This is a genomic window from Massilia oculi, from assembly GCF_003143515.1.
GTDB lineage: Bacteria > Pseudomonadota > Gammaproteobacteria > Burkholderiales > Burkholderiaceae_D > Telluria > Telluria oculi.
In genome coordinates this window covers 1,421,808-1,433,087 of the sequence record NZ_CP029343.1, presented here as the reverse complement: position 1 = coordinate 1,433,087, position 11,280 = coordinate 1,421,808, and the positions used below count along the sequence as shown (strand labels likewise).

The window sequence follows — 11,280 nt, the reverse complement described above, 5'->3', positions numbered from 1 at the left end:
TGCTCAGCTCCCGCGCTCCTTGTCGTGGTGCGGGAAGCGGTCCATCCTGGACAACACCGGGAACAGCACCGCCCACAGACCGGTGACCACCAGCGTGGCGATGCCGCCCAACAGGATGGCGCGCGTCAGGCCCAGCCAGCCGGCGGTGACGCCGGATTCGAATTCGCCCAGCTCGTTCGAGGCGCCGATGAACACCGAGTTTACCGCGCTGACCCGGCCGCGGATCTCGTCCGGGGTCTCGTACTGCACCAGCAGGTGGCGGATGTAGACGCTGACCATGTCGCCCACGCCGAGCAGGAACAGGGCGGCCAGCGCGACGGGGAAGCTGTCGGTCAGGCCTTGCAGGATCACGCACACGCCGTACAGTGCGACACCGCCGAACATCCAGGCGCCGACCCGGCGCGTGATCGGGAACATCGCGAGCGTGATCGAGCACAGGGCGGCGCCGACGCCGGGCGCGGTGCGCAGGAAGCCGAGGCCGGTGGGCCCGGCGCCCAGGATGTCGTGGGCGTAGGCCGGCAGCAGGGCGGTGGCGCCGCCGAACAGCACCGCGAACAGGTCGAGCGAGATGGCGCCCAGCACGATCGGGCGCGAGCGCACGAAGCGCAGGCCCTCAAGCAGGGTGTGCCAGCTGACCGGCGCCTTGTTGATGATCTGCCCGATGCTGCGCGTGTTCGTCATCAGGAGCACCGCCAGCGCCAGCAGGCTGGCGGAGGTCATGTGCACGACCTGCGCACCGAACACATACAGCAGGCCGCCGACGATCGGGCCCAGGATCATCGCCACGTGCATGGTCGACGAGCCGAGCGCCACGGCCTGGCCGAATTCGCGGTCGGGCACCAGGTTCTTGAGCACCGCCTGCGAGGCCGGCATCATGAAGGCGCGTGCGCTGCCGAACACCACCAGGATCGCGAACACCGGCCACACGACCGTGCTGCCGCTGGCGGTAAACGCGATCAGCAGCGCGCTGCACAGCAGCTGCACCGTCATGCAGGCCATGACGATCAGGCGCCGGTTATGGCGGTCGGCCACGTGGCCGGCCCACAGGATGAACAGCAGGAACGGCGCGAACTGCGCCAGGCCGATCAGTCCGAGGTCGAACAGGCTGCCGGTGATCTGGTACACCTGCCAGCCGATCGCCACGCTCTGCATCTGGACGGCGAAGGTGGCGAGGAAGCGCGCCGAGAGATAGAAGGCGAGATTGCGGTTGCGCAGGACGCCGAGGCGGCCGGAGGGAGACAGCAGGGACATGGCGTGTTCGGGGCGACGGGACAGCCCATCATTGTGCCCGAAGATACGGCGCCGCGTCGGCGCCGCCAGCGGCGGATCAACCGCCCGCCAGGTCCGCTTCGGTGGTGAACGAATCGGCGAAGAACTCGTCTTCCGGCAGGCCGCACAGAGCGGTGTAGTCGCGGCGCGCCGAATCGACCATGATCGGGGCGCCACAGGCGTACACCTGGTGTCCCGACAGATCGATGATGTCCTGCATGACCGCCGCGTGCACGAAGCCGGTGCGGCCGGTCCAGGCATCCTCGGGCAGCGCGTCTGAAATCACCGGCACGTAGGTGAAGTCGGGCAGCGTGGTTTCCCAGGCGCGGCACAGCTCGTCCATATACAGGTCTTGCGGGCGGCGGCCGCCCCAGTACAGGCGCACCGGACGGGTCGACTTCAGGTGCATCAGGTGCTCGACCAGGGCCTTGACCGGGGCGAAGCCGGTGCCCGAGGCCAGCAGCACGATCGGCTTGTCGGATTCTTCGCGCAGGAAGAAGGTGCCGAGCGGACCCTCGAAGCGCAGGATGTCGCGCTCCTTCATGGCGCCGAACACGTGGTCGGTGAACAGGCCGCCCGGCAGGTGCCGGATGTGCAGCTCGAGCGGGCCTTCGAACGACGGCGCATTGGCGATCGAGTAGGCGCGGCGCTTGCCGTCCTTGAGCAGGAATTCGATGTACTGGCCCGCGCGGTACGCCAGCAGCTCGTTGGCCGGCAGCTGCAGGTTGACGATCGCGACGTCGGGCGCGGCGCGGCGGATGGCGGCGATCCGGGTCGGCATCTTGCGCAGCGGGTAGTCCGAGCTGCCGCCCACTTCGCGCGCCTCGATCACCAGGTCGCTGCCCGGCACGGCGCAGCAGAACAGCGACATGCCGCCGGTCTTTTCGATGTCGGACAGCGCGCGCTGCTGGTGCGGCTTGTGCTCCACCGCGCCATCGAGCACCTTGCCCTTGCACGAGCCGCAGGCGCCGTTCTTGCAGCCATAGGGCAGGCCGATGCCGGCGCGGATGGCCGCGGAAAGGACGGTTTCATCGGCTTCGCAAGTAAACTGGCTGCCGCTGGGCTGGACGGTGATCTGGAAGGTCATGCGATTCAAGGGTTGGCGCGCGAGCGCAAGTGGTTGATCCAATGGCGGTTTTGTCGCAACTGGGCGCTATTCTACACCGGCCCCGCTTTTGCCGGGCGGCGGCCCTGCCGCTGTGCTACAGTGCCGCGATTCTTCCATGCCGCGCCTCCACCGCGTCCGAACCCATGCCAGACCGATCCTCCTTTGCCCGTCCCCGCCTGCTCATCGTCGGCTGCGGCGACGTCGGCATGCGTTTGCTGCCGCTGCTGGCCGCGAAATACCGGGTGTTCGCCCTGACCAGCCAGCCCGAGCGCCGCGCCGAGCTGCGCGCGCTGGGCGCGGTGCCGGTGGTGGCGGACCTGGACCGCCCCGCGACCCTGGCGCGCCTGCGGCGGCTGGCGCCGTGGGTGCTGCACCTGGCGCCGCCGCAGCCGGATGGCGAGTACGATCTGCGCACGCGCCGCCTGGCGGCGGCGCTGGGGAAAGTCGAACGCATGGTGTACGTGAGCACGAGCGGCGTGTACGGCGATTGCGGTGGCGCGCTGGTCCATGAGCATCGACGGGTAGCGCCGCGCAATGCGCGCGCGCGGCGGCGCGTGGACGCCGAGCGCGTGCTGCGCGCCTGGGCCCTGGCCACCGGCGCGTCGCTGGCCATCCTGCGCGTGCCGGGCATCTATGCCGACGACCGCCTGCCGCTGCGCCGGCTGGAGCAGGGCACGCCGGCGCTGCGCGCCGAGGACGACGTCTACACCAGCCACGTGCACGCCGACGACCTGGCGCGCATCGTGCTGGCGGCTTTGCTGCGCGGACGGCCCGGGCGCGTGGTGCACGCGCTCGACCGCACGCGCATGAAGATGGCCGATTATTTCGATGCCGTGGCCGACGCCTTCGGCATGAACCGCCCGCCGCGCCTGGCGCGCGCCGAACTGCAAACGGCGGTGTCGCCGATGCTGCTGTCGTTCATGTCGGAATCGCGACAGCTGGACGACACGCGCCTGCGGCGCGAACTGCGGGTGCGCCTGCGCCACCCCGACGTCGCCACGACGCTGGCGCGCCTGCGCCCGGCCTCATGACGCCCCCTTGAGATCAGCTCACAGAATAGTCAACATTATTTATTGACTCTCTGTATAATTTCGCGTCCCGCGAAAATGGCCGTATAAATGCTGATGGCTTGCCTCTTTTTGCTAATTTTTCGCGGCATAGCGCGTTAAATAGAAAATTAATAACTTTCCTTAAAGAGCCATGCCGATCCGCCGCCTTCCGCCCGGCGCCGAGTACGACCCCAACCGGGTCCTCGACGCCATCATTTCCCGCCTGCGCCTGAAGAATGACGCAGCCCTGTCGCAGCTGCTCGACGTGGCGCCGCCCGTGATCAGCAAGATCCGGCACCACACCTTGCCGATCGGTGCCACGCTGTTGATCCGCATGCACGAGGAGAGCGATTTCAGCATCGGCGAATTGCGGGCGCTGATGATCAGGAAGGGGAGCGAGGCGATGAGGACTGGCGCCGTATGAAGCGACAGCCGGCATGGCGGCCAGGACCGCGATGCCGGCTGCGAGGCCTGGACTTGACGCTGACGCTGACGTCGACTCGGGAGGTCAGGCGGCTTGTGCGGCCTTGCCCGGGGCGGCGCACCAGGCAGTGTCGCCAGCCCTGGCAGCTTGCTTGCCCGGCGCTGCGCACCAGGCAGTGTCAGCAGCCTGGGCGGCTTGCTTGCCCGGCGCTGCGCACCATGCGGTGTCGCCGGCCTGGATGGCATGCTTGCCCGGGAATGCGCACCATGCGGTGTCGCCAGCCTGGGCGGCATGCTTGCCCGGGAAGGCGCACCATGCGGTGTCGCCGGCCTGGGTGGCTTGCTTGCCCGGGAATGCGCACCACGCCGCATCGCCCTTGATGACCACGCCGAATTCGCCTTCATAGATTTCACGCATGCGCTCGCCGGCGCGTTCGCGTTCGCCATCATCGGCGCCGGCGCCCATCCCGACGTAGGGGTAGTGATGGAGGAAGAAGCCGAAGGTCGCTTCGCAGTCGCGTGCGTACTTCATCGTGTCGAGGATGTGGTAGTGCCAGAACGTGTCGACATCGACCGTCGGCGAAGCGCCGTCGTCCGGGTATTTTTTCATCAGGAACAAGAAGCGCCGGTACTCGGCCTCGACCGCGTTGGCACGACGTTCGGACCAGCCTTCGCCCGATTCCGCATGCATCAGTTTCATTTTGATAGGTGTCAGGTCAAGCGCTTCGAACACGGAGAATTCGGTATTGATCGACATCGTTATCACCTCGTTAGATTGAATGGCGCTGCGTTATCCCTGTTTGGCATGGCAGTCGTGCGATTGACGCTGGAGGTACTGGCTTGCGTCATGGCCTTCTGGCGGATACTGCTTCTGTCGCGTCCGTCTTGACCCGTGACAGTGATAAAAATTGTCATGCGGATGCTCATTGCAACTGTTGAGCTTGCTCAAACTTTGGCTGCAATAACGGAATCTGTTACAACATAGCGCAATGACATCGTGTGTCGTCAGGCGGCCGCGGCCACCGTCGCCCGCGTCCCCCGGTACATCGCATCGTCGTCGCTGCCGAACATGGGCGTGACCGGAATCGACACCACCACCGTGGTGCCGGCGTCGAGGCCGCTGCTGATGGAGAACGAGCCGCCGAGGATGCCAACCCGCTCCTCGATCCCGACCAGGCCGAACGAGCCGTGGCGGTTGCGGCTTCCCGGCTGCATGCCGACGCCGTTGTCGCGGATCGTCATGGTCAGCATGTCGGCCTGCTGCTGCAGGGCGATCCTGATCCTGGTCGCGCGCGCATGACGCGCCACGTTGTTGAGCGACTCCTGCAGGATGCGGAAGAAGGCGGTGGCGCTGTGGTCGTCGATGCGATGCTCGCCGTCGTCGTCGACCAGTTCGCACTCGATGCCGGTGCGGCGCGCGAAATCGGCCACCTGCCAGTCCACCGCCGCCGACAGGCCCAGGTCCAGCACATTGGGGCGCAGGTCGTTGATGATCTGGCGCACGCTGCGGATGGTGACGTCGATCTGGCGCACGGTGGCGTCGGCGCGCGCGTGCAGGCGCCGGTGGCCACCGCGGGTGCGGTTGGCCAGGAACTCGGCCTCGATCTTCAGCGCCAGCAGGTTCTGCGCCAGGTCGTCATGGATCTCGCGCGCGATGCGCTTGCGCTCGCCTTCCTTGATCTGCTCGGCGTGCGCCGCCAGCAGGCGCAGTTTTTCGTGGCTGGCCTGCAGCTTGGCCTGGCTGGCGCGCAGTTCGCGCGTCATTTCCTCGGCCATGCGCAGGGCGTTGCGGCGCGACGAGGCCAGGATCTGGAACACCGCGTAGAGCAGGGCGGTGCTGATGCCGGCGGCGAACGCGGCCAGCCAGGGGTAGTACATGTCGAAGCGCGTGTACAGCACCGACTTCGGGACGCTGAAGTCGGCGCGCCAGATGCGCTGGTTGAATTCGATCGGCAGGCTGGTCGCGAACACGCTGTTGTCGTCCGGCGGCGGCGCCGGGGCGGGGCGCTCGGGGCTGGCCAGGCTGTCGTACAGCATGGCGCGTGGCGGCGTCTCGCCGGGCTCGGGCGTCACCGCGGTCAGCTCGGTCAGGATCAGGCGCGCGCCCCGGATCGGGAACTCGTCGAGCACCCCGCCCACCAGGCGCGCCACGCCGAAACCGATGCCGACCGAACCGATATAGGCCAGGCGCCGTCCCTCCACCGTGTCGGTCGGCATGTCGCTGCGGTACACCGGCAGGCGCAGCGCCAGGCCATTCTGGTTGGGCCCCGAAAACAGCTCGATGCGGGTGCCCGAGGCGCTCGGCAAGCCGGAATCGCGCGCGCTGGCCAGCACGCGCCGGGTCGCGCCGCGTGCCTCCAGGTCCATGCCAAGCTTGGTGAGCGAGAGCGGGAGCAGGGGTTCGATATAGACCAGCACCGTATACGTATTGCGGTCGGGCTGGGCCACCAGCGGCTGGTAGTGGTGCACGCCGCGCCGCGCGAGGCGTCCACGCAGTTCCTCGTTCAGCGCCGCCAGGCCTGGCGTGTGGACGGCGCGCGCGTAATTGATGACTTCGATGCCCGGGAAGTTGCGCTTGATGTCCAGCTGCTGCACGTACTGGCGGAACTGGTCGGCCGAGGTGTCGGGCGCGGCGCGGAACAGTCCGGCGGCGCCGCGCAACACGTCGCTGTAGCTCTTGATGCGGGCGTCGATCATGTACTGGGAGGCGCGCGCCATGCTGCGAAAGCGCGCGTGGGCATCGCTCTCGATCGCCTCGGACGTGGCGAACCAGGCGCCGGCGCCGAATGCCAGCGACAGCAGCAACCCGGTCGCAAGGGTCGCCGGCGCGAACATTCCGGTAGGACGATCTGGAGGCATGCGGTGGTCTCGAAAATGCTGCGCGGCGCGTGGTCGCGCCCGGCGTCAATACCTACGTACGCTAAGCAATGTCTGACGAGACAGGAGCTATCAGGTTTACTAGGTTTTACAAAAAAACAAGACGTCTGGAGATGAGGCTGCGGATGGAAAAAAAAGGCGCCGCGACCATGGGCCGCGGCGCCTTCGGGCTGGCTGGTGGCCAGCGGCGATCAGTTGAAGCTCAGGCCATTATTGCTGGCGTTGCTGACCTTCTTGCCTTTCAGGTCCACCGTGAAGTGGTCGCTCGGCTTGGCCGAACCCAGGCCCTTGAGGATGGCGAACACCTGCTTGAACTGGTTCTGGAACGGCACGTGCACCGGGTTCTGGTCGGACGGCTTGTCGCCCACCCTGGCGATCGCCGCCGGGGTGGCGGGGAATGCTGCCATCAAGACCTTGTACTGGTTCACGCGCTGCTGTCCCATGTCGCGCAGCGCCAGTTCGCCCGCATACACGGTGCGGTGGAAGTCGCCGTAGAAATCGTAGGCCGAGATGCCGGCGAAGTCGTCCAGGCGCAGGCCGGCGGCGCTGGCCAGCTTGTCGGCGCGGGCGGTCGCGTCGGCCCAGTCGGCGGCGAGGGTCGAGGCGGCCACTGCGGTGCCAGACGCCGTGCCGGCCGCGGCGCAGGATGCGCTCAGGGGCACGACGCCGGGAACGTCCTTCAGCTGGGCCAGCGTCACCTTCGTCTGCAGCTGCGACAGGATCAGCATCTGCTTGCCGTTCAGGGCCATCGCCGCTTCTTTCATCTCGCATGGCCAGTATTCGTCCATGAAGCGCAGGCGCGACAGTTCGCCGAAGTACTGATGGGTGTACTCGCCATAGGACCGGGTTTCGAGGATGTCGCGGTCCCAGCGCTTGGCGGCGTCGGCGGGCACCGAGCTGCCCTTCAGGTAGTCGTTCTCGACCACGTAGTGCGGGAACAGTTCGGCGAAGCGCGGCACCGTGTTCAGGGGCATGGTCTGGACGTCGATCGTGTCCTGGTCTTTATAGGTGACGATCTTGTAGGCCGCGCCGTACACCGCCAGCGACGGCGACTGGACGTTGACCAGGTAGTTGCCGCCGGCATCCTGGTGGTCGTTGGTGCCGTTGAAGTGCATGTGGCCGCCGACGTGCAGGCGCAGGCCGGTCGCGGCCACGGCATTGGCGACGGTCTGGTCCGGCACGCGCGCGGTCTGGAAGGCGCCCGACTTGAACACGGCCTTCATGGCCGAGGTCTGGTTGGCGTAGAAGTCCATGGTCGGGTAGTGCGAGAAGGCCATCAGCTGCTTGCCTTGCGCCTTGGCGCGGGCGGCGACCGACTTGATGTAGTCCATCAGGAACATCTTGTGGGTGATGACCTTGTTCCAGCCGGCGTTGCCGGCGCCATCGTAGCCCTTGAAGTCGTGCGGCTTGGCCGGATCGAACTTCGCGTTGGGGACGAAGACGTTGGCGTCGATCGAGAGCAGCCACAGGCCCTTGACCGGCTCCACCAGGTAGGTGCTGTCGATCATCTCGGTGCACTTGGTGAAGGCCTTGCCCAACTTGGCTTCACCGGCCGCCTTGTAGGCGCCGCCCGAACCCTCGAGGCAGATCTCGAACTGGCGGTTCTTCACCGCGGCCTGGGCCAGCGCTTCGTCGTACGTGTATTTTCCGCCGGTGTACTTGCTGAACGGGGTTTCCCACAGCAGGTCTGCCTTGTTCGGCATGAAGCCGAATTCCGCCATCTTCGTCATCAGGCGTTCGGTGCCTTGCTCCATGACCTGGTCGGTGCAGATCACGGTCGGATCCTTGGCGACGCAGGCCGGATTGCCGGTGGCGAAGATCTTCTGTTCCTTGCCTTCCTTGGTCAGGAAGTCGTTCTTGCCGGCTTCGTTGTCGTCGTAGGGCTCGACCGGATCGTGGTTGCCCGGCGCCAGGAAGAAGCGCATGCCCTTGGCCTGGTATTCGCGCATGATGGCGGCGATGCCGTCGACGTTCATCGGCTGGGCGTCGTCGGTATAGTCGCCCGGCAGGGCGACGACGCGGATGCCCTTGGCGTAGGCGTCATCCAGTGCGGCGAAGAAGGCGAAGTAGTTCTCGTTGAACAGGCGGGTCGAGGTCAGCTGCGCGTACATCGTGCGGATGGTCGCGTGCTTGCCGTCCTTGGTCGGGATGCCGGCGAACTGGCTGTTCTTGAAGTCGCCATAGACGTTCTGGAAGTGCACGTCGCTCATGAAGGCGACCGGCGTTGGCGCCGGAGGCGTTGGCGTCGGATCCGGCGTCTGCACCGGCGGCGTGGTCGCGGCGGGGGCGGATGGATCGCTGGGGCTGCAGCCGGCCAGCAGGGCCAGTGAAAGCGCGGCGGCGCAGGAGGCGGCGCCGGTGAAACGTAAACGGGTCATGCAAGTCTCCGGTCGGAAGGATGGCCGGCATGATTGCATTCTTGCATGACCTCCTTGTTACAAGGGCGGCGCGATGAGCGTCACCTTTGCCCATGCTTCGTGACGCTAGTGCAAGGCGATGCTGCCTTCGGACAGGGCGCTGCCGGCGCCGCCCAAAGAGCCAGCGTCGCGGCCGGTCGCGCCGGCCAGTGCCGCGCGGGTGGGCCCGTCGCCGGCCTCACTGTTATCGTAGGCGACCACTTTCTTGCCCGTGGCCCGGTCGAGATGCCAGATCCTGAGCGTGATACGGCCCGGTTCGCCGCCGGCGGCATGCGATGCGGTCGCGGCCAGCGTGAACCGGTAGCCTCCTTCACCATTGAGGGCGCCGCTGCCTTCGAACCGGCCCTGGGCGCCCTGCGTTGCGACCCGCCTGACGTCCTTGCTCACGAAATCGAGGTCGCCGGCATCGAAGTGCAGCGCGCCCGGCGTCGCTTGCGGGAACGCCGCCGTGCTTGCCGGCTGGGCATCGACCGCCGGCGCGATGAAGCTGAAGCTCGCCTTGCCCGTATGGCGAAGGGGCCCCTTGCTGGCCGCCAGCGGCGAGATGAAGGCGCCGGCGCCGGCCGCCATCCCCTTGCCCGGCTGGTAGGCGACGATCTGGCGGCTGACGTCCACGCTGGCGCCGTTGCCGTCGACGACCTTCGCCGTCACCGTATAGATGCCGGGACGGGTATAGCTGTGGGTAGCGCCGGCGCTGGCGGCGCCGCTCGCGGCCGGCGTGCTCGCCGTCCGCGTGGCATTGCCGTCGCCCCAGTGCCAGGTGATGCCATAGCGCGCGGCCGGACGGTCGCCGGCGACGCCGACCGACGCCGTCAGCGGCGCGCCCACCGCCACCATCCCGCTCGCCATGACCGGGCCCACGCTATGCGGGCAGCCGCAGGGCGACTTGCTCACGGGCTTGAGCAGCACCAGGCCGGTATTGCCCACGGCGACGATGTAGCCGTTGTCGGCGATACCCAGCGCGCTTTCGAGCACGATGCCGGGCGGTGCGTGCTTCAGGCGCGTGTTCAGGTCGACCATGCCTTCCCTGGCGGTCCAGACATAGGCATGGACCGGGCCGGCGCCGGTCTGGGCGCCGCCGACCACTTGCCCCTTGTTGTTGGCGCCGCGCCCGGACGAGATGGCGCCGCCGAGCGTGCCCAGGTCGACCAGGCCGCCACCCTGGGTCCAGGTCATGGCGCGCGAACCGATGAAAGGGTCGCCGATCTGGCCGGTGATGCGTCCGCCGGAAGTCATGCCGAAGGCCTCGGTGCGCACGGCGGGCGGGGCGAGGTCCACCATGCCGCTGCCGAAGGTCCAGACGTAGCCGCGCCAGAGCTCGCCGTCGACGTGGTAGTTGCCGGCCACATGGCCGATGGCGCTGATGCCGACCGGGGTCGAGTCGTTGCTGGCATTGGTGTGGATGTCGATCATGCCGGTGCCGAAGGTCCAGAGAAAGGCATGGTAGTCGCTGCCGAAGGCCCAGGAGTCGCCGACGATGATGCCTGCGTCGTTGATCGCGCGGGCATACGACGACTCGGCCGGTCCCGGCGCCAGTACGCCGAGGTCGGTGATGCCACCCAGGGCGCTCCAGCGGAAGGCGCGGTTGAAGCTGGTGGCGGTGTTGTGGGCGATGGCCGTGATCACGCCCTTGTTGTTGATGACCGGCTCGAGGGCTTCGTCGGCCCCGGGCAGGGTGCCGATGTCGGTCATGCCGTCCGCGGCGTTCCAGGTGAAGGTGCGGATGTCGTCGGCGGCATTGAGGGAGACCCCGACCACCTGGCCGGAACTGGTGAGCCCGGTGGCGCGGGCAAAATTGCCGGGACCGGTAAGGCTGCCGATGTTCTGCGAGCTGACGCCATTGTAGAAATAGGCGTTGATGGGCTCGTTGAAGATATCGGTCGTCAGCGAATAGGCGACCTGGCCGCTGGCATTGATCGAGGCCGAGATGACTTCGCCTGCGGCGAGGTTGATGACGCGGTAGGTGGTCTTGGCGGGCGCGGGATGGTGCGGCTTCTTGCCGTCGACCTGGCCGGGCGCGCCCTGGGCGGACGCGGCGCCGATCAACCCGGGTGCGAGCAGGCATAGTAGACAAGACAGGACGGTGTGGAAACTTACGTGCATATCGCCTCCGCTTGGGTGGGTGCATGTCGGGACT

8 protein-coding genes are annotated in these 11,280 nt (G+C 67.2%); 2 read left to right on the top strand and 6 right to left on the bottom strand.

What is annotated here, in order from left to right:
* Nucleotides 1-3 precede the first annotated feature (3 nt).
* On the bottom strand, nucleotides 4-1,251 hold the full coding sequence (locus tag DIR46_RS06625; RefSeq protein ID WP_109344526.1) for an MFS transporter: 1,248 nt from the start codon (nucleotides 1,249-1,251) through the stop codon (nucleotides 4-6).
* Between the two features lie 76 nt (nucleotides 1,252-1,327).
* Entirely contained in the window at nucleotides 1,328-2,356 is a 1,029-nt protein-coding gene (locus DIR46_RS06620) for a CDP-6-deoxy-delta-3,4-glucoseen reductase (protein ID WP_109344525.1), read from the bottom strand.
* A gap of 164 nt (nucleotides 2,357-2,520) precedes the next feature.
* On the opposite strand from DIR46_RS06620, the gene DIR46_RS06615 reads away from it, so the two are divergent.
* Nucleotides 2,521-3,408, top strand: a complete 888-nt coding sequence (locus DIR46_RS06615; RefSeq protein ID WP_109344524.1) for an NAD-dependent epimerase/dehydratase family protein — start codon at nucleotides 2,521-2,523, stop codon at nucleotides 3,406-3,408.
* Between the two features lie 169 nt (nucleotides 3,409-3,577).
* Nucleotides 3,578-3,850 carry a hypothetical protein gene (locus tag DIR46_RS06610; RefSeq protein ID WP_109344523.1) on the top strand — a complete coding sequence of 91 codons (273 nt, stop codon included), beginning with the start codon at nucleotides 3,578-3,580 and terminating at the stop codon, nucleotides 3,848-3,850.
* A gap of 84 nt (nucleotides 3,851-3,934) precedes the next feature.
* Here the strand turns inward: DIR46_RS06610 and DIR46_RS06605 are convergent, their stop codons facing one another.
* The 4 genes from DIR46_RS06605 to DIR46_RS06590 form a co-directional block, all read right to left on the bottom strand.
* Nucleotides 3,935-4,606 carry a glycine-rich domain-containing protein gene (locus DIR46_RS06605; protein ID WP_109344522.1) on the bottom strand — a complete coding sequence of 224 codons (672 nt, stop codon included), beginning with the start codon at nucleotides 4,604-4,606 and terminating at the stop codon, nucleotides 3,935-3,937.
* A 248-nt stretch (nucleotides 4,607-4,854) separates the two neighbouring features.
* Nucleotides 4,855-6,708 carry a sensor histidine kinase gene (locus DIR46_RS06600; RefSeq protein WP_229446520.1) on the bottom strand — a complete coding sequence of 618 codons (1,854 nt, stop codon included), beginning with the start codon at nucleotides 6,706-6,708 and terminating at the stop codon, nucleotides 4,855-4,857.
* Nucleotides 6,709-6,917: 209 nt separating this feature from the next.
* Nucleotides 6,918-9,104 carry a metallophosphoesterase family protein gene (locus DIR46_RS06595; RefSeq protein WP_109344520.1) on the bottom strand — a complete coding sequence of 729 codons (2,187 nt, stop codon included), beginning with the start codon at nucleotides 9,102-9,104 and terminating at the stop codon, nucleotides 6,918-6,920.
* 105 nt (nucleotides 9,105-9,209) lie between these two features.
* Nucleotides 9,210-11,246 (bottom strand): PKD domain-containing protein, encoded by a 2,037-nt coding sequence (locus DIR46_RS06590; RefSeq protein ID WP_162819446.1) that lies wholly within the window; start codon nucleotides 11,244-11,246, stop codon nucleotides 9,210-9,212.
* Nucleotides 11,247-11,280 lie beyond the last annotated feature (34 nt).

Coding starts and splice junctions, on each gene's coding strand:
- DIR46_RS06590 (WP_162819446.1), bottom strand. CDS start 11,246: ATGCACGTAAGTTTCCACACCGTCCTGTCTTGTCTACTATGCCTGCTC.
- DIR46_RS06615 (WP_109344524.1), top strand. CDS start 2,521: ATGCCAGACCGATCCTCCTTTGCCCGTCCCCGCCTGCTCATCGTCGGC.
- DIR46_RS06600 (WP_229446520.1), bottom strand. CDS start 6,708: ATGCCTCCAGATCGTCCTACCGGAATGTTCGCGCCGGCGACCCTTGCG.
- DIR46_RS06620 (WP_109344525.1), bottom strand. CDS start 2,356: ATGACCTTCCAGATCACCGTCCAGCCCAGCGGCAGCCAGTTTACTTGC.
- DIR46_RS06595 (WP_109344520.1), bottom strand. CDS start 9,104: ATGACCCGTTTACGTTTCACCGGCGCCGCCTCCTGCGCCGCCGCGCTT.
- DIR46_RS06625 (WP_109344526.1), bottom strand. CDS start 1,251: ATGTCCCTGCTGTCTCCCTCCGGCCGCCTCGGCGTCCTGCGCAACCGC.
- DIR46_RS06610 (WP_109344523.1), top strand. CDS start 3,578: ATGCCGATCCGCCGCCTTCCGCCCGGCGCCGAGTACGACCCCAACCGG.
- DIR46_RS06605 (WP_109344522.1), bottom strand. CDS start 4,606: ATGTCGATCAATACCGAATTCTCCGTGTTCGAAGCGCTTGACCTGACA.